The organism is Vagococcus sp. CY53-2, from assembly GCF_022604695.1.
Classification (GTDB): domain Bacteria; phylum Bacillota; class Bacilli; order Lactobacillales; family Vagococcaceae; genus Vagococcus.
The window spans coordinates 352,529-375,771 of record NZ_JALAHP010000002.1; the positions used below are offsets into that span (position 1 = coordinate 352,529).

The following is a 23,243-nucleotide window of genomic DNA, read 5'->3' on the forward strand; positions in this document are numbered from 1 at the left end:
AAGTGTAAAGATGGGTACAACAGTATATCATCATGATGAAATAAAAGAAGCAGCAAAAATTATTAAGCAAGGGGGACTCATCTCATTTCCAACTGAAACCGTTTATGGATTGGGAGCAGACGCAACCAATACAGAAGCGGTGAAAAAAGTCTATCTAGCTAAGGGACGTCCCAGTGATAACCCTTTGATTGTTCATGTGAATTCAAAAGAGATGGTAGAAGAATATGTTGATACTATTCCTGATAAAGCTTTACAGTTGATGAAGATATTCTGGCCAGGACCATTAACGCTTATTTTTAATTTAGCACAGAACAATAATTTATCAACCAGTGTAACAGCTAATTTAAATACAGCTGCTTTTAGAATGCCTAATAACTTTGTCACACTGGAATTGATTCGTCAGTCAGCTACACCACTAGTTGGTCCAAGTGCTAATACATCAGGTAAACCAAGTCCAACTACTGCCATTCACGTATTGAATGATTTAAGCGGAAAGATTGAAGGGATACTAGATGACGGTGAATGTGAGGTTGGGATAGAATCGACTGTGTTAGATATGAGCAATCCTAACATGCCGACTATTTTAAGACCAGGAGCGATTACAAAAGAAGAGATTGAAGAAGTTATTGGTGAAATAGCGATAGATACACACTTAATTGATGAACACAACGCCCCAAAATCGCCAGGTATGAAATACAAACATTATTCTCCTGACACACCAGTGGTAATGATAGATAGTGAATTAGATAATTGGGAAGAAGCGGTTGAATATTACCAACAATTAAATAAAACAGTTGCTATTTTATCTAATAAAGAAATAGTGAGTCGTTTAGTGGATTATTCGGTATTTGCTCATTATATACTATCAGACAAAAAAGATGTTAAATCTGCTATGCATCATTTGTTTGGTGGATTAAGGGCCCTCGATGCTGAATTATTAGGATATAATGGTGTAATTTTAGCAGAAGGGTATCCTGAAGTAAGCCAAAATATGGGTTATATGAATCGACTAAAAAAAGCAGCAAATCAAACATTTTTTAGAAAATAATAGTAATCATAAAGAAATATGGTACAATAGTATAAAAAATCGGGAGTGTGTTTGCATATGGATTATAAAAAAGAAGATGCTGTTTTGTGGGATGCTATAGCGAATGAAAAACAAAGACAACAAGAAACAATAGAGCTAATTGCTTCAGAAAATTTTGTATCTGAGGCTGTTATGGCAGCCCAAGGAAGTGTATTAACAAATAAATATGCAGAAGGATATCCTGGACGCAGATATTATGGTGGATGCGAATTTATTGATGTGGTAGAAAATTTAGCGATTGATCGTGCGAAAGATTTATTTCAAGCTGATTTTGCTAATGTTCAGGCTCATTCAGGTTCACAAGCTAACACTGCAGCCTACTTGTCTTTAGTTGAAGATGGGGATACTATTATGGGAATGGACCTAACAGCAGGAGGGCATTTAACGCATGGCTCTCCAGTAAACTTTAGTGGTAAAACATATAACTTTGTGTCATATGGTGTAGATCCAGTGACAGAAGTTATCGACTATGAAGTGGTGAGAATTTTAGCAAGAAAACATCAACCAAAACTGATTGTAGCTGGAGCAAGTGCATACTCTAGAGACATTGATTTCAAGAAATTTAGAGAAATAGCAGATAGTGTTGGAGCTAAATTAATGGTTGATATGGCTCATATTGCTGGACTTGTTGCAACAGGTCTCCATCAAAATCCAGTTCCGTATGCAGATATTGTGACATCAACGACTCATAAAACATTAAGAGGTCCTAGAGGTGGCCTTATTTTAACTAACTCTCCAGAATTAGCTAAAAAGATAAATAGTGCTATTTTCCCAGGTATTCAAGGGGGTCCATTAGAGCATGTTATAGCAGGAAAAGCTGCGGCATTTAGAGAAGCGCTATTACCAGAATTTAAAGATTATAGTAAACAAGTATTAGCAAATGCTAAGGCTATGGCTCGTGTAATCAATCAAACACCAGGAGCTCGTTTAATTAGTGGGGATACAGATAATCATTTATTATTAATAGATGTGACAGGGTTTGAGTTAACTGGTAAAGAAGCAGAAGCTATTTTAGATAGTGTACATATTACAGTTAATAAAAATACCATTCCATTTGAGAGCCAAAGTCCATTTGTAACAAGTGGTATCCGTATTGGGACACCCGCAATTACAACACGTGGATTTAAAGAAGAAGATGCTAAAAAAGTAGCTGAATTAATTGTTGAAGCACTAACTTATCATGGAGAAGAAAGTGTGTTAGAGAAAGTAAGAAAAGAAGTAGCAGAATTATTAAAGAGCCACCCACTTTATAAATAAAATTTTTAGGGAATTGACTAGTCAATTCCCTTTTTTTCGGCTACAATAGATAAGAATAAAATTTAAAAGGAGAATCGCATTATGGGAAAATTTCAAGTGATAGATCATCCGTTAATCCAACACAAGTTAACAATTATCAGAGAAAAAAATTGTGGAACAAAGGTTTTCAGAGAAGTTGTTGATGAGATTGCTATGTTAATGGCTTATGAGGTATCTCGTGATATGCCATTAGAAGACATTGAAATTGAAACACCAATGGGAACGTCAGTACAAAAAACGTTAACTGGTAAGAAAGTAGCGATTATCCCAATCTTAAGAGCAGGTATTGGAATGGTTGATGGTATGTTAGAATTAATACCAGCAGCTAAAGTTGGACATGTGGGTTTGTATCGTGACCATGATACTTTAGAACCAGTTGAATATTTTGTTAAATTACCAGCAGATATTGCTGAAAGACAATTATTTGTTGTAGACCCAATGTTAGCAACAGGTGGCTCAGCTATTATGGCAATTGATTTATTAAAACGTCGTGGCGCAACAAATATTAAATTTGTTTGTTTAGTAGCTGCTCCTGAAGGTGTCAAAGCTCTTCAAGAAGCTCATCCAGATGTTGATATCTATACTGCCGGTTTAGATGAAAAATTAAATGAAGAAGGTTACATTGTTCCTGGTTTAGGGGATGCTGGTGACCGTTTATTTGGTACAAAATAATAAGATTTAAAAGAGATCAGACTACATATTCTGGTCTTTTTTTTGTGAAAAAATCTCTTTTTCCAATTGTCAATAGGACAAACCTATTAAAATAACTATTAGATTCCATAATATTCCATAATATTCTGTAATTTATAATCGGTTACCAATCATTATAAATTAAACTTATATTTTGCGAGAATATAATAAAATAAATATAAGAGAGAAGGTTATGGAAAATATTTGTATTAACTTAACTATTATCAACGTATTGTTATTCAATTAATCATTGTGATAACTATTGGCTCAGTATTAGGAATACTTTAGCTTAAAACACTTCATTTATGGCCTTTTGGAGGAAATCATTTAGGATTAGAGCATCCTATGCTAGGTATTCTAGGTGGTCAATTCGTTTATATGATGCCAATGCTATTTATGAATACTTTCTTTGATAAATGGCCAATGTCGTATTATAAAGAGAAATAATAGTTTAAAACCGTCAGACAGAAGGTTTTTTTCTTTGAGTAAAATTTAAAAAATGGTTACATCAATTAGTTATGATGTAACCATTTTTTTAGAAGGCTTTAGCTAATTCTTTTGTGTTTTCAATAATAGATGCCAAGATGTCATCAGATTTGTCTGGTTGATAGTCTAATCCCTCAATGATAATAGAATCTGTTTCTTCTACGCCAACAAAGTTAAAGATTTCTTTGACATATTTAGAGGAAGTATCTTCACCAGAGTGAATGCCCCCACTTGCTTGAATATGCAACATCTTTTTCCCTGGAACCAAGGGGATTTTACCAGTTTCAGTGTATTTAAACGTCTTGCCTGCAACAACGATGGTATCAATCCATGCTTTTAATTTAGTTGGAATATTTAAATTCCATAAAGGATTAGCTACGATAATTTTATCTGAATTCAGAAATTGTTCTGTCAATTCAGAAAAACGTTCAATTTTTTTGGCTTGTTCTTCCGTAATTTCTTTTCCTTCTCTTAAATTAGTCCAACCAGTTAAGATATCTTTATCAATTTCTGGTATGAAATCATCATAAACATCAACAAATTCAACCATATCTGTTGGGTGACTTTCTTTGTAAGATGTCAAAAAGGCATCTAATACTTTAAGGGTACGAGAATCATCTGTTGTTAAGGGGTGTGCTTTAATAACTAATACATGTGACATATAATTTCCTCAATTTATTTATATTTTACTTATTATTTATCAGTAAATATAAATATATAGTATTTTTTGAGAAATAGCAAAGTTTTTTTATTTGTGCTATAAACAAACAATTTATCATGTATTATTTTTAATAATAGAGTCCTTAAGAAAAAGTGATTTGAAATCGTTAACAATAACAGGTACTATTAACTTTATTAAAAGTAATATGAAGGAAAGAGGAATATTGCGATGTTAATTAATGAGTTATTAGGAATAAAATACCCAATTATTCAAGGAGCAATGGCCAAAATATCGACATCAGAATTAGTTAGTGCCGTATCAGAAGCAGGAGGACTTGGTGTTATTGCTTCTGGTGGTATGACAACGGAACAAGTAAGAGAAGAAGTCCGAAAAACGCAAAAACTAACAGATAAGCCATTTGCGGTTAATGTGATGTTGATGATGGAAAACCGAGATGACATTATTGATGTAGTGATTGAAGAAGGGGTTAAAATTATTACCTCAGGTGCAGGAACACCAAAACCATATATGAAACGTTTAAAAGAAGCAGGCGTTATTGTCATACCTGTTGTTCCAAATGTTGACATTGCCTTAAAGATGGAAAAATTAGGAGCGGATGCTGTGATTGTCGAAGGGATGGAAGCAGGAGGACATATTGGAGAAGTTTGTACATTTCCACTAGTGTCTGCGGCAACACAAGCGTTGAGTATTCCAGTTGTGGCTGCAGGAGGATTATCGAATGGCCAGTCATTAGCTGCAGCGTTAGCATTAGGTGCAAAGGGAGTCCAAATGGGAACAGTTTATCTAGCAACAAAAGAGTGCCCAGTCTCAGATGCGTATAAAGAACAAATCCTTTTATCTAATGAAGCATCAACCGTTGTGACAGGTCGAAAAAATGGGGCCCCTGTAAGAAACATCCGCAACGAGATGACAAGTCACTATTTAGAATTAGAGGATAAGGAAGTATCAAGAGATGAATTAGAAGCTTTAACCATAGGCTCCTTGTATAAAGCTGTTAAAGAAGGGGATATGGTGAATGGTTCGGTGATGGCTGGACAAATTATTGGGACAATTTCGACAATAAAAACAGTTCAAGAATTACATGATGACATTCTAGAGCAGTATAGAAAAGTATCACTGCCTAAAATATAGATAGAAAGGACGACTTACGTGAGTCGTCTTTTTTGTTTTGTGTATAATAAATGGTCAAAAGGTATTTTAAATAATAATTGAAAGTACAGATATTAGAAAGTAGATTAGCACCTATTGAGTGACTAATAATAAAGGTTTTAAAATGGTGGTATTATTTTGATGTAAATTATGAATCGAATTTAAACAAATGATGTATCTTTCTTTATGTTAATGTAGGGAGAAACCAAAATAATTGTTACGTCATAAAATCGTTCCAATAATCATAAATATTCAGAAAAGTAAAAAAACACATGATGCGTATTGTTTTAATAGTTAACTGATAGGTTGAACTTCTTTTTTAAGGCAGTGTTCTGTTTTTTTATTTTTTATTTGTTATACTTTAAAAGAAGGGGTGGGCAAATGTTATCACTAGATTATTACTTAAATTCAGGGACAACAACTGTTTCAAATTTATTGTTTAAATATTATAAAAAAATTGGTATGACGGACTCTGAATTGGTGTTTTATTTACAATTATTACAATGTAGTCAAAAAGGAAATGATTTTCCAACAATGGATATCATGTCACAATATATGGGCATAACAAATGAAATAGGCTATCAAATGGTTCAACAATTAATGACAAAAGGCGTTTTATCTATTGAAACGAGTCGTAATGAATTTGGCAAAACAGAAGATCGCTATGATTTAACGTTAGTCTATGAAAAGATAGAAAATGTTATGAATCAAGAAGCAGTTCAGACAACAGAAAAAATTCAAGAAGATAAAAAAGTAAATTTATTTAATAAGTTTGAACAAGAATTTGGTAGATCTTTATCACCAATTGAAATGGAGACTATCCAACAGTGGCTAAATGAGGATAAATATTCCGTTGAGTTAATTGAATTAGCTCTTCGTGAAGCCATACTAAATCAAGCTTATAGTTTAAAGTATATGGACCGAATTTTATTAAATTGGGAAAGAAAAAATTTGCATTCTAAACAAGCAATACAAAAGGATCAAAAACAGCGTTTAAAAGAAATAGATGAAAAAAAACTGACAACGACTGATGAGAAACTGCCAGAAATACCGATGTATAATTGGCTAAATCCACATGATAAATAGGAGAAGATATGTTATCTAAAAAAAGAACGATAGAAGCCATTGATTTGATGAAAGAACTCTATCCAAATGCTAAAGGGGAATTAAATCATGATACCCCATTTCAGTACTTGATTGCAGTGATATTAAGTGCTCAAGCAACAGATGTGTCAGTAAATAAAGCGACACCTTTTTTATTTGAGGCATACCCAACAGCAAAAGATTTAGCTAAAGCACCACTAGAAGATGTGATGAGGCGTATTAGAACAATTGGACTTTATAAGACAAAAGCTAAAAATATTATTAAAACATCTCAGATGTTAGTTGATAAATTTGATGGAGAAGTTCCTCGTACAAAGAAGGAATTAATGAGTTTACCCGGAGTAGGGAGAAAGACAGCCAATGTGGTGGCTGGAGATATATTTAATGTTCCTTCTATAGCAGTTGACACGCATGTCGAACGAGTTAGTAAACGGTTAAGAATTTGTAAGCAGTCTGCCACAGTTGATGAAGTGGAAGAAACATTGATGAAAAAAGTACCCGAAGAACGTTGGATAGATACTCATCATACGATGATTCTATTTGGTCGTTACCACTGTACAGCTAGAAAACCAAAATGTGAAGGATGTTTGTTATTAGATTTATGTGCTGAAGGACAAAAAAATATGAAAAAATAAAAATACCTTATAATGATTTTACTTGTAAAATCATTATAAGGTATTTATTAATTATTATTATGAGATTGAGAGGTTGTAGGGGAGGATGCATTGTTTTCTTCGCTATTATTCGTCTCATTATTTTGACCATCATTGTTATTCTGATTACCGTTATTTTGGTTGTTGTCATTAGTTGTTGGTTTTTCTTTAGTTGCTTCAGGCGTTTCCTCTTTTTTTTCAGATTTAGTCTCTTCTTTGCTAGCTGAAGGTTTTGTTGCTTTAGATTCTTCTTGTTGATAGTAGTTATAATTAGTTACTCCTTCTGATTGTTTATAGTAATTGTAACTTGGTTGAGTTTGTTGTGTGTAACCTTTAACATAAACCTCATTTCCAATTCTTACTACGTTAGAAGGTTGCTTCCAGTCTGTTGGTTCAATATTTTGGTAAAGATAAGACATAAATTCCCTGTAAATATCCATAGCTAATTGTTGATTATATAAAGTGATGGGTTGGAAATAATCGTCATATCCTGTCCAAACAGCTAGGGAATATTTTGGTGTATATCCGACAAATGTAATATCCGGACTTCCCTCACCCTTTACTTTGTAAAGCACATCGTCATCATAATTACTCGTTCCAGTCTTCCCAGCTTGAACCACACCATTTATTTGTGCCTGAGTACCAGTACCACGGTTAATGACATCTTTTAACATATCAGTAATGATAAAAGCAGTTGATTCCTTCATTGCACGTTTTCCTTTGGAATCAAAAGATTCTTCAGTTCCATCAGAATATACAACTTTGTTAACATAGCTTGGTTCATAATAGATTCCACCATTAGCAAACGCAGCGTATGCTGCTGCAAGTTTTTCAGAAGAAGATTCGAATCCAATAGCAGTTCCTTCATAAACTTTATTTGTTAAACCTAAACTTGAAATAAAGTCTTTTGACTTATCATCGCCTACTTCTTTCAACGCTTTTAAAGCAGGAATATTTCTAGAATCAACGAGAGATTCTCTCATAGTTAAGTTTCCACGATATGAACGATCATAATCGTATACCTCAGTTCCGTCAGAATATTGATAGGGCATATCGGCATAAATTTGACCAGATCCATAATTTAAATCTTCAATGGTTGGAGCATAAGCTACCAGGGGTTTAGCTGTTGACCCAATATTTCGTTTAGCTGTGACTGCTTTATTATCATTTAGAGCACCATCACCTAATTTTCGTCCACCAATTTGTGCGCGGACATCACCATTTTTTACATCAATTAAAGTAGCAGTTGCTTGAAATTCATCATCAGGAAAATTAATAGCAGATTCATCACTATTTACGAGATTATATAAATAAGTTTGTGCATCTAAATCCATATTTGTATAGATATCTAATCCATCAGTATACACATTTTTATTTGTTTTTGATTGTACTTCATCAATGACTTGTTTAACGTAGTTATCTGTCACAACTTGCGTGGTAGAATCTTTCTTTAATGGCATTAGACCATCTTCTACTTTTGTTCCTTTAGCTTCTTCATATTCTTTTTGAGAAATAATTTTATCTTTTAACATCTCACTTAAAACTAAATCACGTCTTTTTTTTGCCATATCTGGATGAGTGTATGGGTCATAATCAATTGGAGCTTGTGGCATACCAGCTAAAAGAGCATACTGGGCTAATGATAGTTCATCTAGATTTTTATTGAAATAGTTTTTTGCGGCTGTCTGCATTCCGTATATACCATTTGCCATATAAACTCTGTTAATATAGTAAGTTAGTATTTCATCTTTTGATTTTTTTTGTTCTAATTTAACTGATAGCCATGCTTCTTGGGCTTTTCGCTTAATTGTTTGATCTTCCTTTTTAGTTGAGAAGAAAGACAGTTTAATTAACTGTTGTGTTAAAGTACTACCACCTTGTCGGCTAGTTCCTTTTATGTTTGAAATAGCAGCTCCAGCAATCCGAATAGGGTCAACTCCTTTATGTTTTTCGAAACGTTTATCTTCGATAGAAATAATGGCTTCTTTTAACATTGGAGGAATTTGATTTGGTTCAATAATTTCACGTTTTTTCTCCCCAATTTCTAAAATCATATCTCCGTTCATCGCATAAATTTTTGAAGAACGTGTATCCTCTAATTTTTTATAGTCGAGGGTAGGTGCATCCTTCGCGTAATAAAAGAATAATCCAGCTCCGCCGATGACGGGTATAACGATTAGAGCAAGTAAGACAGCTAGGAAAATAAGTATCCCTTTTTTAACATTCCTTTTTTGTCTTTTTTGTGGCTCTTTTTTTCCGTTAAAACTATTTTTCATAAATAGAATCTCCTTTTAATATATAGTGATCAATAATTGAAAGATAAGGAACAATTGGCGCAACACCTAATTGTATTTCATACCCATAATTTTCTATCATTTTTAATGGTAAAGACTTTCGTTGCGTGTCACTATTTTCCCAATAATCAATGACGTGGTTGGCAGAAAGAAAAAAACATCGTTGCAACGAAGAAAACCAAATAAGGACAAAAACGATACCATGATGGTTAATACATTGTTTCATATGCTTAATCTGATGTGCATGAAAATTATGAAGTGGAAAAGATGTTTTATTTTTTGTTTCTTTTGCCTCAAAATCAAGATACCTACCTTTGTAAACACCATTATAATCTGTTGTAGAAGCTTCTCTAAAATAAGCTTCAGTAATAACAGCAGCACTTCTGTTGGGATAATTAACATGAACAATTTGGATAGGGGTCGGTTTTTTGTGAACAACTGCCATTTCTTTGGATAAATAGTATAAATTGCTTTGATTGATGAATTCTTCAAAAGACATGCCACGATTAGAAAAAGATGGTTTTTGCTTTTTTTTTATTTTTTCTTCTTTTTGGTAACGCTTTGGGATACCGTTAGGGTAATTAATAGTCAAAATACCACACTCCTTTGTTTATTATATCAAACCTTGAAATACAATGAAAAGAAAAACGAAGAATCTTATTAGAATGTTCAACAAATTAGTTAAAATTTTAATATTTTTATTAAAACAGTTGTGTTACAATATAAAACTGATTATAGTATAATATGGAGGGAAATATTTATCTAATCTTTTTTATCAGATAAATTTTTTATAACACTCAGTGATTTAGAAAGTATTTTAAAATGATATGTAGATGAGGTGTAATAAGTGACTAAATTAAATTTATCAGCAAAAGATATTTTGCAAAAAGAATTTAAATCAAAAGTTCGTGGTTACGATCCAGTTGAAGTTGACGAATTTTTGGATACCATTATTAAAGATTATGAAACATACAATCAAGAATTATTAGCATTAAAAGAAGAAAATCATCGTTTGGTTAACAAAGTAGACCAATTAACACAAAGTCAGGCAACGTTATCTCGTATGAAACAAGAAGTGCCAAATCCATCTTCTGTGACAAATTTTGATATATTAAAACGATTATCTAATTTGGAAAAAGAAGTTTTTGGTAAAAAATTAGAACAACCTTCTAGTTCATCTTCTGTTAGTATGAATGAGCAAGCTCGTGAGTCTTTATCTTCAGTTGCTCAAAAATTTTTAGACAATGAAGACTTAGGAGCAACACGTCGGTATTAAAATATAATAAATTGTAATTTTCGGATAATCGCAGTTTACTTTAAGTAAGGTGAGGAAAGTCCATGCTCGCACAGACTGAGATGTCTGTAGTGTTCGTGCTTAATGAAACCATAAATTAAGGTACTTCTTTTTAAAGAGGTAACGGCAGGAAAAATAGCTAAGGTTTATGCTATGCTAGAGTATCCTTGAAAGTGCCACAGTGACGAAGTGATTTTAGAAATAAAATCAGTGGAACGGGTAAACCCCTCGAGCGAGCAACCCAAACAATGGTAGGGGCACCTATCCCAAGGAAATGAACTTAGGGATGGGACAGAAAAATTTCTGTAGACAGATGATTATCGTTGATTAGTGTTACCTGGCAGTAATCAATACAGAACATGGCTTATAGAAAATTACAACATCAGGGTGCCTTCCAGTTTGATGGAAGGCTTTTTTTCTAAAATAAAGTTAATTGGAGTTACAAATATGACAGAATATAAATTAATAGCAACAGCAGCTAGTGGTATTGAGGCACTTGTTGGACGAGAACTAAGAGATATGGGAATTGAATGTGAGGTAGAAAATGGTAGAGCCATTTTTTATGGAGATATTGAAACCATTGGTCGAGCCAATTTATGGTTAAGAACAGCAGATAGAATTAAAATTGTTATCGGTGAGTTTGAAGCTAAAACATTTGAATCATTATTCGATCAAGTTAAAGCCTTGCCTTGGGAAGATTTTTTACCAATGGATGCTAATTTTCCAGTATCAGGAAAATCAATCAAATCAACGTTATTTAGTGTGTCAGATTGCCAAGCTTTGACTAAAAAAGCAATTGTTAATCGTTTGAGTGACTATTACTCAAGATATGGTCGCTTACCAGAAACAGGGGCACAATTTCCAATTGAGGTGGCACTTTTAAAAGATAAAGTGACGTTAACAATTGATACAACGGGGCCAAGTTTGTTTAAGCGTGGTTATCGTCTAGAAAAAGGTGGCGCACCATTAAAAGAAAATATGGCAGCAGCCATTATTTCTTTAACAACTTGGCGAAAAGATAGACCATTTTATGATCCAGTTTGTGGGTCTGGAACGTTTTGTATTGAGGCAGCTCTAATCGGTCGAAATATGGCGCCTGGATTTAACCGTGAATTTTTATTTGAAACATGGCCATGGGTAGATGAATCTGTCATGGAAACATTACGAGCTGAAGCGGATGCACAAGTTGATTATGAAACAGAATTAGATATTTTAGGGACAGATATTGATCCAAAAATGATTGACATTGCTAAGAAAAATGCGGAAGAAATTGGTTTGGGTGAAGATATTACCTTTAAACAAATGCAATTGCGTGATTTTACCACAGATAAAGAGTATGGTGTAATCGTTGCTAATCCTCCGTATGGTGAACGTCTAGGAGAAGAAGATGCGGTAAGAGAATTATATAAACAAATGGGAGACGTTTATCGTCCACTTAAAACGTGGAGTAAATATATCTTAACAAGTGATTTACAGTTTGAAAGTTTTTACGGGGCAAAAGCCACGAAAAAACGTAAACTATACAATGGCGCGTTACGAACAGATTTATTCCAATACTGGGGAACTCGCCCACCAAGAAAGCCAAAAAATGAAGGAGCAAACTAATATGAGTCAAGAACAAGAATTTTTAGCTTATTTGAAAGAAATTGCTTTATTAAATGAAGCGGTTGGTCTAGCTGAATGGGATAGTCAAACAGGTATGCCAGAAAAAGGTGCGTCTTATCGTGCTGAAATGTCTAGTTATTTAGCAGGTATGGCTTTTGATAAATCAACAAATGAGACAATGAGAAAATACATGGAGTATTTTTCAGATCATCCAGAAGAATTATCGGATTTTGGGAAACAAGTATTTGAAAAAACAAAAGAGAACTATGATTTAAACAATAATATTCCAGCTGATCGTTTTCAAGAGTTTTCTCGTTTACTATCAAATGCTCATAGTGTATGGGTAACAGCTCGTGAGAAACAAGATTTTTCAATTTTCGAGCCAATTTTAACCGACATTGTAGCAATGACGAAAGAATTCATTCCATTGTGGCGTAAAAATGAAGCCACAGACTACGATGTCTTACTAAATCAATACGAACCTGGTATTACAGTTGAAGTATTAGATAATGTATTTGACCAAGTAAAAGAAGGAATTATGTCGATTCGCAAAGAATTAGAAGAAAAAGGGACAGCACCTAACACGGATTTTATTAACCGCACAGTGCCAAAAGAAATCCAAAAAAACTTTGTGACACAAGTTGTGGAACAATTAGGCTATGATTTTTCTAGAGGTCGTTTAGATGATACGGTTCATCCATTTATGTTAAATCTGAATCGTAATGATGCGCGTATTACAACACGTTGGGATGATAATGACTTTATTATGGCAACTTTAGGTGTGATACATGAAGCAGGTCATGGGATGTATGAACAAAATGTTGATGCCAAATTTGACTACACACCACTTGCAGGTGGAACGTCGATGGGAATTCATGAGTCACAATCATTGTTTAATGAAATCATCATTGGGGGAAGCCAAGCCTTTTGGTACAAACAATTTGATTTATTAAAACAATTAACTGGTGATACCTTTGCAGATGTTTCGACTGAAGATTTCTACAAAGGATTGAAATTAACGCAACCAAGTTTAGTGAGAATTGAGTCAGATTCACTCACTTACCCACTTCATATTATTATTCGTTATGAAATTGAAAAAATGCTTTTCAATGGCGACTTAGAAGTGAAAGATTTGCCAAAAGTTTGGAATGATAAATATGAAGAATACTTAGGTATTCGTCCTGGAAATGATACAGAAGGTGTCTTACAAGATGTTCATTGGGCAGGTGGAAGTTTTGGTTACTTCCCATCTTATGCTCTAGGTTATATGTATGCGGCGCAACTTTATCATGCTATGAACAAAGATATTGATGTAGAAAACGTTTTATCAAGTGATGATTATTCATCCATTAGAGAGTGGTTAACTGAACATATCCATCAATATGGAAGCTCAAAAAAACCAACTGAACTAATAGTTGAAGCAACTGGAGAAAATTTAAATCCACAATACTTGATTGATTATATGCGTGATTTATATTTCAACGTTTATGAAATTGAAGCATAAATTTTTAAAAGTTACAGATGATTCTGTAACTTTTTTTGTTGAGAAAGTGTAGGGCAAAGGGTACAATAAGTCAATATGATTAGTTTAGAGGAGAACATATTACATGGAAAGTCATAAAAAAGGATTAAGAAGAATCAATACGGTCCAATTTATCACCCTGATGTTTTTAATTATTATTTTTATTGGATCTTTTCTATTATTTTTACCGATAAGTCATCAAACAGGGAAGCAGTTGACTTATATTGATGCACTATTTGTTGCGACATCATCTGTGTGCGTCACCGGATTAACTCCTATTAATATTTCACAAGTACTTAGTCCTTTTGGGCATATTGTTATGATGATTTTGATTGAAATTGGTGGTTTAGGATTTATGTCGATTGCATTAATCGTGGCCATGATGTTTCGAAAAAGAGTGTCATTGCAATCGCGTTTAGTTATTAAAGAGATGCTTAATTTAAATAACCATGGTGGCGTAGTAAAATTACTTAAATTTGTGGTGAAATTTTCTGTTAGTGTTCAGTTATTAGGTGTCATTTTATTAGGATTTCAGTTTATACCTGAATATGGAGTGAAACGTGGGATATTTTATAGTATATTTCATGCTGTTTCTGCCTTTTGTAATGCAGGATTTGATTTATTTGGTGATAGTTTATTGGGTTATCAACAGAATCCTTATGTGTTATTAGTTATTTCTGGACTTATTATTTCGGGTGGATTTGGATTTATTGTATGGTACGACTTAATTCATTGGCAAGATCATCGTCGCTTTTCTCTACATACCAAAATTGCTTTGATGGTTACGTTAAGTTTGTTGATTGGTGGAACAGTTCTATTTTCTATTACGGATAGATTTTATGAGATGTCGTTTGTAAAACAGCTTACTAATTCATTTTTCTTAAGTGTGACACCTCGTACAGCAGGATTTGCTTCAATTGACTATGGTTCAATGAGTTATGCAGGTCTCATTTTAACAATAGTTTTAATGTTTATTGGCGGAACATCCGGTTCAACAGCTGGAGGAATCAAAACAACAACATTAGGGGTTCTTTTGATTCAATTAGTCAGTACATTAAAAGGCCGAGATGAAGCAGAATGGCAAGAGCGTTCTATTCCACGAAATATTGTGATGAAATCTTTTGTCTTATTTTTCTTTGCGAGTTTATTATGTTTACTAAGTGCGTTGGTATTATCTATGACAGAATATAGTCCACAACATTCTGGGATAGAGTATGTCTTGTTTGAAGTAGTTTCAGCATTTGCAACAGTTGGTTTAACAATGGGATTAACACCTCATTTGACTCTATTTGGTAAACTACTTATTATGTGTTTGATGTTTATTGGTCGAGTAGGACTCTATACAGTCATGTATGCTTTATTAAGAAAAGAATTAAATGAACTAGGTAATAAGTTTAATTATCCAAAAGAAACTGTTTTGATAGGTTAAGATACCTCTTTTTTAAGAAAAGTATTTTTGAAAATTTTCAAATTTTAATTTAAATTTTTGTGTGTTATGTATTATAATGAGCATATTAAAATTAAAGGAGAATGTGACATGCTAGATGAAAAAACATTAACTATTATAAAGACACATCCAGGATTTATTGCAGCGATGGATCAGGGTGATTTGAGTACTCCAGGTGCTTTAAGACAGTATGGTGTGCCAGATGAAACGTATCAAACATCTGAAGAGATGCATAACATTATTCATGATATGCGCACACGTATGATTATTAGTGATGAGTTTTCGTCAAAATATGTATTAGGTGTTATTTTATACAAAGATGCATTAGAAAGAACTATTTTTTCAGAACCTGTACCAAACTATTTGCGGCATAAGAAAGGTATGTTGCCGTTTTTGAAAATTGATCAAGGTTTAGCTCCTCTTAGAGAGGGCGTCCAATTGATGGATGAGTTAACAGAATTTGATGTGCTTGTGGAAAAAGCAAAAAACTTCCCTTTTATTGGATTTAAATACCGTTCATTAATTTGTTCAGCTAATGAAGAGGGCATAAAGCAACTGGTCAAACAACAATTTGATTTAGCAAAAAAAGTGTATGCACTAGGTTATTTACCAATGTTAGAGCCTGATATTGAGTTACATATTCCAGACAAAAAGCAAGCAGAAGTTTATTTGAAAAATGCATTAAGAGAGGAATTAAGTCAATTAGATAATGACGTGAAAATCATGTTGAAATTGACGTTACCGACAGAAGCAGATTTTTATCATGATTTATTAGATTATCCAAATATTGTAAGAATGTTGGCTTCTTCCAGTGGTTTAAGACAAACAGAAGCGGACAAAAAATTAAGTGAAAATCATGATATGATTGCTAGTTTTTCAAGAGCACTAACAGAAGGATTGAGTTATCAAGAAAGTGACATGGAGTTTGATTTTCATTTAAGACAAACGCTACATGCAATTTTTGATGCATCAAATACATAGTCAATTGACAGACCATCTGAAATAAACAGATGGTCTTTTTATGAGAATGTTTTAGATTAGGAGAAATATATGAAAACTTTAGTAGTTATTGCCCACCCAAATTCACATGAATCGGGGTTGCAATCATTTTTAAAAGAGAGCTGTTCTTCTTTAGAAACAGTAAAAATATACGATATACAGGAAGATTTAAAAACATTTAATTTAGTTGAGGTACAAAAACTATTAAAAAAACAAGATAGAATTATTTTTCAATTTCCAATGTATTGGTATGCCGCTCCCGATATTTTGTATAAATGGTTGGAAAAAGTATTAACAAAATCATTGTATAAAGATTCTTTAAAGGGAAAAGAGCTAGGAATTGTTGTTAATATGGGACAGAAATTATCGTCTTTTCAAGCAGGAGCATCTGAACATTTCACTATTTCTGAACTATTAAGACCTTTTCAGGCAATAGCTTATAAGTGTCAAATGACATATCTGCCACCTTTTTCGATTCCGTTATTTTCTTACTTAAACGAAAAAGATAAAAAAAAATTGTTAATTAACTACCAACATTATGTGACCAAAGAAAATGATAGTCGATTTTTAATTAGAGAGAATTGGGCTATTGAACGTCTAATTGAATTAGAAAAGAAGCGAGTTATTAAAGATGAAGAAAATAGATTAACGTCAATACGGGATGCATTAGAAGATAACCGTCTAGAATTGGATAGTCTATTAATGTCTCTTGAAGAAATGAGGGATGAGTAGTGAATGAGAAAGAATGGTTGCTAAATGAATTATCTCTATTAAAAGGGGAAACTCAAACATATGAGGTGAGTGCTTTTTTAAATGAGTTAGAAGATATTTTAAGCGAACAATATAAACGAATTGAACAAGCAAAAGCTGAGATAGATGGCTTATTATGGAGTCCAAAGGAGTGGTAGTATTTATTTTTTAGACTAAATTTGTTATAGTAAAGAAAAACATATTTAATAGGAGAACCAATGAAAAATATAAAATACTTAATACTACTTCTATTTTTAGTTGGTCTAAGTGGTTGTGGAAATAAAAAAAGCAATACAAAAGAAACAACTGAGAGTACGGTTGGTATGGTAATTAAAGATAAAAAAAGGAAGCGCAGTACAGTTGTTAATAATATGCTTGTAGGTCACTCTAAAATTAGTTTTAATAATGAAAAATATGACGTATTATCTGAAGGAAAATTTAGTCAACAAACATTATGGGGAACTTTTCAACAGGAAAATAATCGAAATACTTATATTCAAATAGATGCGTTTGACAATACTCAAAAAATGTATGGTGATATCTCAGGTTATGTATTAGATGGTGTTAAGTGGGGAGAAGAAGAACCTGTTCAATATTTAGGAGTGATGGAAGAAGTTCTTCAGCCATCTAAAGATAAAAAAGCTCTGATGTATAAGGGGAGGACGGGAGATGTTATCTTTTCAGTAACGATGTTTGGAAAAGATAAATTAACCAATAAAGAAATACTAGATTTAAAAGAAATAGCTAAAAGTATTAAAGTTGAGTATGTAGCAGGTCAAATGACAACTGTAAGTGGTGAATAACTTCATCACTTTTTTTATATTTTTTTGAAAAAAATTCAAAATTAACCTTACTAAAAAAAACGTGAGTTTGGTAAACTGTGAGATGTAGCATATTAAATGATTTTTTTAGGAGGAACAGAATGGATACATTAGTCAATTTTAGAGATTTAGGCGGTATTGTGACCTTAGATAATAAAAAAGTAGTCAATCATCAATTTTTAAGAAGTGGTGAAGTAGTCCATATTTCAACAGAAGATAAAGAAGAATTAGTTAAGTCATATAATTTAAAAAAAATTGTTGATTTTAGAGGGGACACTGAGGTTAGTCAAAGTCCTGATGATATTATAACAGGTGTATCCTATGAGCATATTGATATTTTAGGTGAAACAGCTAATCAAGGAGCTAGTCTAGAAGAATTATTAAATCCCAAATATAATCCTCAACAAGCGATGATGACGATTTATGAAGAGCTTGTTTTATCAAAAGATGCACAAAAAGGTTACTCTAAATTTTTAAGTGATTTTTTGACTGAGCCAAATGAAGCAACATTATTTCATTGTTTTGCTGGAAAAGACCGAACAGGATTTGCAGCTGCTTTGATATTATCTAGTCTAAATGTATCCAAAGAGGCAATAGATGAAGATTATTTAAAAACAAATGATTCTAGAAAAGCGGCAAATGATGCCATTTTAAATGAATTGAAAGAAAAAGGAGCCTCAACTAAACAATTGGCTAATATGTTAGTGATGTTAACCGTTAATAAAGATTACCTTGATTATGCCTTTGAATTAATTAACCAACATTTTGGTAGCGTAGAAAATTATTTTACAGATATTTTAAAACTTCCAACAACATTTTCTAAAGATATGCAAACATTATATACAATCTAGAAAAAGGAAATCATTCGTGATTTCCTTTTTCTAATGTAATAAGTGATTGTTTAATCGTTAAGCCAAATTCAGATGTTCCAAAGTAGCCTGTTAATTGTCCTGATTGACTGATGACTCGATGACAGGGAATAATTATTGGAATAGGATTTTTTTTACAAGCTTGGCCGACAGCTTGATAGGATCTTGGTTGATTTATTTTTATGGCGATATCTTTGTAGGTACATGTTTGACCATAAGGAATATCTAACAGTGTCGACCAAACTTTTTGTTGAAAAGCTGTTCCTGTATTTAAGTCTAGTGGTACAGTAAATTGTTTTCTATTGTATGATAAAAATTCATGTAGTTCAATTAAACATTGAATTATTATGGAATCAGTAGGTTTATTAATATTTGATACGTCTGTAGGATGGATAAAATGGATACGTGATATTTTTTGATTTTTTTGTTCAATATCTAAAAAACAGTTATTAATTTTATAAGCCATATAATCGACTCCTTTAGTTATCATAATACCCAATTTTAGTGAGATATGATAGTATAAAAGATATGAGAAGGGATGCTAGTCATGAAAGAGATTATTCATTTATTACATACAAATGATATACATTCACATTTAGAAAGATGGCCTAAAATTCGTCGTTGGCTAAATGAGGAAACTAAAAATTATGAAAATCAAGGAAGCAATGTTTTTAGATTTGATGTGGGAGATTTTCTGGATAGAGTACACCCTTTAACTGAAGCAACAGATGGCATAGCAAATGTAAATTTGATGAATCAAGTTTACTATGATGCTGTCACAATTGGAAATAATGAAGGTATTACAAATAGTAAGAGAGTATTAAATCATCTATATAAACAAGCAAATTTTCCTATTGTTTTAAGTAATTTAAAAGATAAATTAACTCATGATTATCCAACTTGGGCAAAACCTTACACTATTGTGGAAACTACTCAAAAGGTAAAAATAGGAGTGTTTGGTTTAACGGCACCAATGGTACTGAGTTATAGTCCATTTGGTTGGGATGTGGTTGATCCATTTGTAGCCGCAAAACAGATGATTGATGAGCTTTCCGAAAAAGTAGACATTATCATTTTATTATCCCATTTAGGTATTATGGATGATAAGAAAATGGCAAATGAATATCCACAAATTGATATTATTTTAGGAGCACATACGCATCATCTATTACCAAAGGGATTAATCGAAAATGGTGTATTATTATGTGCCGCAGGTAAGTTTGGAGAATATGTAGGAGATGTATCGATTGAATGTCATAATGGAAAAATTATAAAAAAAACAGCTAAAACGATTGATATAAATCTATTATCACAAGAGATTTCGGATATAAATGAAATTACTAGTTACAAAAATCAGGGGGATCAGTTATTAGAAAGTAGGCATGTGGGCAACGTGACGGGTAAGCTAAATAAACGAGATTCTTTAATAAAAATAGCCTTAAAGGCCATGGAAAAAAGTAGTGGATGTGACGTGGCGATGGTTAATTCTGGATTATTTCTGACAGATTTAGGACCAGGAGAGATAGATGAAAAAGACCTACATGATTGTTTACCTCACCCAATGAATTTAATAAAGGTAACACTACAAGGAAAAGACTTAATTAGATTGGCTAAAGAGGTTGTGAAAAATCGTGATTTTTTACTTAAATTTCCTATTATCGGCATGAAATTTAGAGGCAAATATTTTGGTGAAATATGGTATGATGGCTTTAATTATAATGAAAAAACACATGAAGGATTTTGGTTAGGAAAGCCAATTGAAATGGATAGATTTTATAGTTTTGTGACAGTTGACCATTTAGCATTTATACCATTTTTTCCTACCATCGAAATAGCAGGCGAAATTGAAATATTAGGACCTAGTTTTTTAAGAAATAGTGTGGCAATGTACTTAAATAAACAAAATGATGATTAAAAGATAGAGGTAAGAATGATGGCGAAAAAAAATAAAAAAATAGAAGAAGCAGAAGATATCGACGTTCAGCCAGAGGAAGTAGATGAAGTTCTTTTGGAGATGTTAGAAAATTATCATCCAGATTCTTTCCCATTAGCTGATGGGACATATCGATTGGTAAAAGAATATCGAGATGGATTTGATTATGAAACAGTTATTAAACGATATAATGAAGTTTTATCAAAATATGATTATATTGTTGGTGATTGGGGTTATGATCAATTAAGATTGCGTGGTTTTTTTAAAGATGATTTTAAGAGCGCACCGCTTGATGCTAAAATTAATACATTAAATGATTACTTATATGAATTTTGTAATTTTGGATGTGCCTATTTTGTTATTGAGCAAATTGGAGATTTTAAACGAAAGGGGCGTTCTTCCACCTTTAAATCGTCTAAAAATAAAAATCAAGCACATACTAGTGAAAAAAAGTATGACACTAAAAATAATAAAAAATCAAAACCTAAAGGAAGCAATCAATCAAGAAACAGTCAATCGACTAATAAAAAAAATAATAAACCACCTAAAAGTAAAGAAGGCACTAAAGAACGTCACTTTAAAATAAAGAAAAAAGAAGATTAGGAGAGAAAAAATGACTTATAAAGGCTATTTAATCGATTTAGATGGTACCATTTATTTAGGAGACAAGCCAATTAAGGCTGGTAAGCGATTTGTTGATCGGCTAAAAGAAAAGAATATTCCTTTTTTATTTGTAACCAACAATACAACTAAGACACCTCATGTAGTAAAAAAAAGATTACAAGACTCTTTTGACATTGATGTTTCTACTGATACCATATATACAGCAAGTCTAGCTACAGTTGATTATATGAAAGATAAGGGCTTAGGAAAAAAAGTGTATGTGATTGGTGAAGAGGGATTAAAAGAGGCCATCTTTTCTTCAGGTTTTGTGTTAGATGAGGAACATCCTGATTATGTGGTTGTGGCTCTTGATACAGATTTAACCTATGAAAAATTAGCAGTTGCGACACTAGCTATTCAAAAAGGGGCACACTTTATTGGCACAAACCCTGACAAGAATATTCCAACTCATCGTGGTCTGATGCCAGGAGCTGGAAGTTTGATTGCAGGAATTGAGACAGCAACGCAAAAAAGTGCAACTTATATCGGGAAACCAGAAGCCATTATGATGGAAAAAGCTTTAGAGCGGTTAAAATTAGCTGCGAATGAAGTCATGATGGTGGGCGATAATTATGAAACGGATATCCGAGCAGGAATTGATAATGATATAGATACATTATTAGTTTTAACAGGATTTACAAAAAAAGAAGATGTGGTAACACTTCCTATTGCTCCTACAAAGGTCATTGATTCTTTAGATGAATGGCAGGTATAGTTAGTGGTAAAATCAAAAGAGATAGTAAACAGGGTTGTCTTAATTCTATTTTTATTAAGTCTAGCGATTACGTTGACGATTAATGCTAGATGGTTATACGTGTTTGATATTCATTATTTAGGCATTACAGAGTACACAGAATATAGTAAACAAACTATTTTATCTAACTATGATGATTTGATGCGATATTTAAACTTCTTTTGGGTAAAAACACTATCGATGAAAGATTTTCCAACTTCATCTGAAGGGGCATTTCATTTTTTTGAGGTTAAACGGTTATTTCAAATGAACTATGCTATATTGTTGATTACGTTAGTGCCAAGCCTAAAATATTTATACCATTTATTTAAAGATAAGATGGTTTGGACTCTTACTACAATGATACAGGGTATTTTACTAAGTTTAGGAGCATTGGCTTTTTTTATGGTTGTTGCTTTCAATCAATTTTTTGTCTTATTTCATGAAGTTTTCTTTAATAACGATGCCTGGATTTTTTACCCTGAGATAGATCCTATTATTTTAGTTTTGCCTCAGGACTATTTTTTCCATTGTTTTATTTTGTTTTTTGTTTTATTTATTTTCTTTTTAATGATATTATTTATTAAAGGAAAAAAAGAATTAAAAAAAAACCAGTGATGCGTAAAGTATCACTGGTTTTCGTTTAGTCGATCGGGTTCAGAGTGAGCTAGACGACTTGCTGCAGCAGCTGCGATAGCTCCGACAATATCATCTAAAAAGGTATGAACTTGATTTCCTCCATGTGAATTCAATTTTTCTAAAATACCTGGTTTGACTTTATCTATGTAACCATAGTTAGTAAAACCGATTGAACCGTATATATTAACGATAGATAATGCTAATATTTCATCAATTCCATATAAACCTTCATCAGTTTCAAGAATTTCTTGTAAAGGTTCTAACACTTGATGATTTTCTGTGGCGATATCAAGTTGAATCCCTGTTAAAATAGCATTTTGAACTTCTCGTTTATTTAAAACAGCCTCAACGTTTTCTAAACACATATCAAGAGTTAAATCTTGTACGTATTTTTCTTGTAGAAAGTAAACTAGCTCTGCGATGTCTTTAATTGTTACACCACGATCTAATAATAATTGTCGAGACATTTTTTTTAGCGTTTCTTTTTTTATTGTCATTATGTCACCTTCTTAATTTGTATTGTTAAC

24 protein-coding genes and 1 other RNA gene are annotated in these 23,243 nt (G+C 32.5%); 20 read left to right on the forward strand and 5 right to left on the reverse strand.

The window, feature by feature from the left end; all coding sequences use genetic code 11:
- Positions 1–10 precede the first annotated feature (10 nt).
- The 3 genes from MN581_RS05615 to upp all read left to right on the forward strand — a co-directional run bounded on the left by MN581_RS05615 (position 11) and on the right by upp (position 3,055).
- Positions 11–1,048, forward strand: coding sequence for an L-threonylcarbamoyladenylate synthase (locus MN581_RS05615; RefSeq protein ID WP_117972691.1), 1,038 nt, complete (start codon positions 11–13; stop codon positions 1,046–1,048).
- Between the two features lie 57 nt (positions 1,049–1,105).
- Positions 1,106–2,344 carry a serine hydroxymethyltransferase gene (gene glyA / locus MN581_RS05620; protein WP_117972692.1) on the forward strand — a complete coding sequence of 413 codons (1,239 nt, stop codon included), beginning with the start codon at positions 1,106–1,108 and terminating at the stop codon, positions 2,342–2,344.
- A gap of 81 nt (positions 2,345–2,425) precedes the next feature.
- Positions 2,426–3,055 carry a uracil phosphoribosyltransferase gene (gene upp, locus MN581_RS05625; protein ID WP_117972693.1) on the forward strand — a complete coding sequence of 210 codons (630 nt, stop codon included), beginning with the start codon at positions 2,426–2,428 and terminating at the stop codon, positions 3,053–3,055.
- Between the two features lie 553 nt (positions 3,056–3,608).
- Here the strand turns inward: upp and MN581_RS05630 are convergent.
- A complete protein-coding gene (locus tag MN581_RS05630) occupies positions 3,609–4,220 on the reverse strand; it encodes an FMN-dependent NADH-azoreductase (RefSeq protein WP_117972694.1) in 612 nt (203 codons plus the stop codon).
- A 228-nt stretch (positions 4,221–4,448) separates the two neighbouring features.
- On the opposite strand from MN581_RS05630, the gene MN581_RS05635 reads away from it, so the two are divergent.
- From MN581_RS05635 to nth, 3 genes are all read left to right on the forward strand, one after another.
- Entirely contained in the window at positions 4,449–5,372 is a 924-nt protein-coding gene (locus MN581_RS05635; protein ID WP_117972695.1) for a nitronate monooxygenase, read from the forward strand.
- Between the two features lie 399 nt (positions 5,373–5,771).
- Positions 5,772–6,476 (forward strand): DnaD domain protein, encoded by a 705-nt coding sequence (locus MN581_RS05640; protein WP_117972696.1) that lies wholly within the window; start codon positions 5,772–5,774, stop codon positions 6,474–6,476.
- An 8-nt stretch (positions 6,477–6,484) separates the two neighbouring features.
- A complete protein-coding gene (gene nth / locus MN581_RS05645; protein WP_117972697.1) occupies positions 6,485–7,129 on the forward strand; it encodes an endonuclease III in 645 nt (214 codons plus the stop codon).
- A 47-nt stretch (positions 7,130–7,176) separates the two neighbouring features.
- Here nth and MN581_RS05650 read toward each other — a convergent pair whose 3' ends face one another.
- Complete coding sequence (locus tag MN581_RS05650; protein ID WP_117972698.1) at positions 7,177–9,423, reverse strand: PBP1A family penicillin-binding protein; 2,247 nt, start codon at positions 9,421–9,423, stop codon at positions 7,177–7,179.
- A complete protein-coding gene (recU, locus tag MN581_RS05655) occupies positions 9,413–10,033 on the reverse strand; it encodes a Holliday junction resolvase RecU (protein WP_117972699.1) in 621 nt (206 codons plus the stop codon). The genes MN581_RS05650 and recU overlap by 11 nt, the downstream gene beginning before the upstream one ends.
- 255 nt (positions 10,034–10,288) lie before the next feature.
- Here recU and gpsB point away from each other — a divergent pair, with 255 nt between their 5' ends.
- The 10 genes from gpsB to MN581_RS05705 all read left to right on the forward strand — a co-directional run bounded on the left by gpsB (position 10,289) and on the right by MN581_RS05705 (position 18,730).
- Complete coding sequence (gene gpsB / locus MN581_RS05660; RefSeq protein WP_117972700.1) at positions 10,289–10,717, forward strand: cell division regulator GpsB; 429 nt, start codon at positions 10,289–10,291, stop codon at positions 10,715–10,717.
- Positions 10,718–10,733: 16 nt separating this feature from the next.
- An RNA gene (rnpB, locus tag MN581_RS05665) (RNase P RNA component class B) lies at positions 10,734–11,107 on the forward strand.
- Between the two features lie 75 nt (positions 11,108–11,182).
- Positions 11,183–12,340: a class I SAM-dependent RNA methyltransferase gene (locus MN581_RS05670; RefSeq protein WP_117972782.1), complete on the forward strand. Its 1,158-nt coding sequence runs from the start codon at positions 11,183–11,185 to the stop codon at positions 12,338–12,340.
- A gap of 1 nt (position 12,341) precedes the next feature.
- Positions 12,342–13,844 carry a carboxypeptidase M32 gene (locus tag MN581_RS05675; RefSeq protein ID WP_117972701.1) on the forward strand — a complete coding sequence of 501 codons (1,503 nt, stop codon included), beginning with the start codon at positions 12,342–12,344 and terminating at the stop codon, positions 13,842–13,844.
- Between the two features lie 103 nt (positions 13,845–13,947).
- The gene (locus tag MN581_RS05680) at positions 13,948–15,291 is read left to right on the forward strand and encodes a TrkH family potassium uptake protein (RefSeq protein WP_117972702.1); all 1,344 of its coding nucleotides are present in this window, start codon (positions 13,948–13,950) and stop codon (positions 15,289–15,291) included.
- A gap of 108 nt (positions 15,292–15,399) precedes the next feature.
- Positions 15,400–16,290, forward strand: coding sequence for a class I fructose-bisphosphate aldolase (locus MN581_RS05685; protein ID WP_241699358.1), 891 nt, complete (start codon positions 15,400–15,402; stop codon positions 16,288–16,290).
- 69 nt (positions 16,291–16,359) lie between these two features.
- Positions 16,360–17,040, forward strand: coding sequence for an NAD(P)H-dependent oxidoreductase (locus MN581_RS05690; protein ID WP_241699359.1), 681 nt, complete (start codon positions 16,360–16,362; stop codon positions 17,038–17,040).
- A complete protein-coding gene (locus MN581_RS05695) occupies positions 17,040–17,216 on the forward strand; it encodes a hypothetical protein (protein WP_241699360.1) in 177 nt (58 codons plus the stop codon). Before MN581_RS05690 ends, MN581_RS05695 begins: the two co-directional genes overlap by 1 nt.
- Positions 17,217–17,276: 60 nt before the next feature.
- A complete protein-coding gene (locus tag MN581_RS05700) occupies positions 17,277–17,861 on the forward strand; it encodes a hypothetical protein (RefSeq protein ID WP_241699361.1) in 585 nt (194 codons plus the stop codon).
- Positions 17,862–17,980: 119 nt separating this feature from the next.
- Positions 17,981–18,730 carry a tyrosine-protein phosphatase gene (locus MN581_RS05705; RefSeq protein ID WP_241699362.1) on the forward strand — a complete coding sequence of 250 codons (750 nt, stop codon included), beginning with the start codon at positions 17,981–17,983 and terminating at the stop codon, positions 18,728–18,730.
- 10 nt (positions 18,731–18,740) lie between these two features.
- Here MN581_RS05705 and MN581_RS05710 read toward each other — a convergent pair whose 3' ends face one another.
- On the reverse strand, positions 18,741–19,214 hold the full coding sequence (locus MN581_RS05710; RefSeq protein ID WP_117972707.1) for a methylated-DNA--[protein]-cysteine S-methyltransferase: 474 nt from the start codon (positions 19,212–19,214) through the stop codon (positions 18,741–18,743).
- Between the two features lie 81 nt (positions 19,215–19,295).
- Here MN581_RS05710 and MN581_RS05715 point away from each other — a divergent pair, with 81 nt between their 5' ends.
- From MN581_RS05715 to MN581_RS05730, 4 genes are read left to right on the forward strand one after another with little or no spacing between them, the layout of a single operon-like run.
- The gene (locus MN581_RS05715) at positions 19,296–20,663 is read left to right on the forward strand and encodes a bifunctional UDP-sugar hydrolase/5'-nucleotidase (RefSeq protein WP_241699363.1); all 1,368 of its coding nucleotides are present in this window, start codon (positions 19,296–19,298) and stop codon (positions 20,661–20,663) included.
- Between the two features lie 18 nt (positions 20,664–20,681).
- Positions 20,682–21,284, forward strand: a complete 603-nt coding sequence (locus MN581_RS05720; RefSeq protein ID WP_241699364.1) for a YutD family protein — start codon at positions 20,682–20,684, stop codon at positions 21,282–21,284.
- Positions 21,285–21,294: 10 nt separating this feature from the next.
- Positions 21,295–22,059, forward strand: coding sequence for a TIGR01457 family HAD-type hydrolase (locus MN581_RS05725; protein ID WP_241699365.1), 765 nt, complete (start codon positions 21,295–21,297; stop codon positions 22,057–22,059).
- Between the two features lie 3 nt (positions 22,060–22,062).
- Complete coding sequence (locus MN581_RS05730; RefSeq protein ID WP_241699366.1) at positions 22,063–22,695, forward strand: TIGR01906 family membrane protein; 633 nt, start codon at positions 22,063–22,065, stop codon at positions 22,693–22,695.
- Positions 22,696–22,706: 11 nt separating this feature from the next.
- Here the strand turns inward: MN581_RS05730 and MN581_RS05735 are convergent, their stop codons facing one another.
- Positions 22,707–23,213, reverse strand: coding sequence for a phosphatidylglycerophosphatase A (locus MN581_RS05735; protein WP_241699367.1), 507 nt, complete (start codon positions 23,211–23,213; stop codon positions 22,707–22,709).
- Between the last annotated feature and the right edge of the window lie 30 nt (positions 23,214–23,243).

Coding starts and splice junctions, on each gene's coding strand:
- MN581_RS05705 (WP_241699362.1), top strand. CDS start 17,981: ATGGATACATTAGTCAATTTTAGAGATTTAGGCGGTATTGTGACCTTA.
- MN581_RS05725 (WP_241699365.1), top strand. CDS start 21,295: ATGACTTATAAAGGCTATTTAATCGATTTAGATGGTACCATTTATTTA.
- MN581_RS05615 (WP_117972691.1), top strand. CDS start 11: ATGGGTACAACAGTATATCATCATGATGAAATAAAAGAAGCAGCAAAA.
- MN581_RS05630 (WP_117972694.1), bottom strand. CDS start 4,220: ATGTCACATGTATTAGTTATTAAAGCACACCCCTTAACAACAGATGAT.
- MN581_RS05735 (WP_241699367.1), bottom strand. CDS start 23,213: ATGACAATAAAAAAAGAAACGCTAAAAAAAATGTCTCGACAATTATTA.
- MN581_RS05640 (WP_117972696.1), top strand. CDS start 5,772: ATGTTATCACTAGATTATTACTTAAATTCAGGGACAACAACTGTTTCA.
- MN581_RS05700 (WP_241699361.1), top strand. CDS start 17,277: ATGAAAAATATAAAATACTTAATACTACTTCTATTTTTAGTTGGTCTA.
- MN581_RS05710 (WP_117972707.1), bottom strand. CDS start 19,214: ATGGCTTATAAAATTAATAACTGTTTTTTAGATATTGAACAAAAAAAT.
- glyA (WP_117972692.1), top strand. CDS start 1,106: ATGGATTATAAAAAAGAAGATGCTGTTTTGTGGGATGCTATAGCGAAT.
- upp (WP_117972693.1), top strand. CDS start 2,426: ATGGGAAAATTTCAAGTGATAGATCATCCGTTAATCCAACACAAGTTA.
- MN581_RS05690 (WP_241699359.1), top strand. CDS start 16,360: ATGAAAACTTTAGTAGTTATTGCCCACCCAAATTCACATGAATCGGGG.
- MN581_RS05720 (WP_241699364.1), top strand. CDS start 20,682: ATGGCGAAAAAAAATAAAAAAATAGAAGAAGCAGAAGATATCGACGTT.
- MN581_RS05670 (WP_117972782.1), top strand. CDS start 11,183: ATGACAGAATATAAATTAATAGCAACAGCAGCTAGTGGTATTGAGGCA.
- MN581_RS05635 (WP_117972695.1), top strand. CDS start 4,449: ATGTTAATTAATGAGTTATTAGGAATAAAATACCCAATTATTCAAGGA.
- MN581_RS05675 (WP_117972701.1), top strand. CDS start 12,342: ATGAGTCAAGAACAAGAATTTTTAGCTTATTTGAAAGAAATTGCTTTA.
- MN581_RS05715 (WP_241699363.1), top strand. CDS start 19,296: ATGAAAGAGATTATTCATTTATTACATACAAATGATATACATTCACAT.
- MN581_RS05650 (WP_117972698.1), bottom strand. CDS start 9,423: ATGAAAAATAGTTTTAACGGAAAAAAAGAGCCACAAAAAAGACAAAAA.
- MN581_RS05685 (WP_241699358.1), top strand. CDS start 15,400: ATGCTAGATGAAAAAACATTAACTATTATAAAGACACATCCAGGATTT.
- MN581_RS05680 (WP_117972702.1), top strand. CDS start 13,948: ATGGAAAGTCATAAAAAAGGATTAAGAAGAATCAATACGGTCCAATTT.
- nth (WP_117972697.1), top strand. CDS start 6,485: ATGTTATCTAAAAAAAGAACGATAGAAGCCATTGATTTGATGAAAGAA.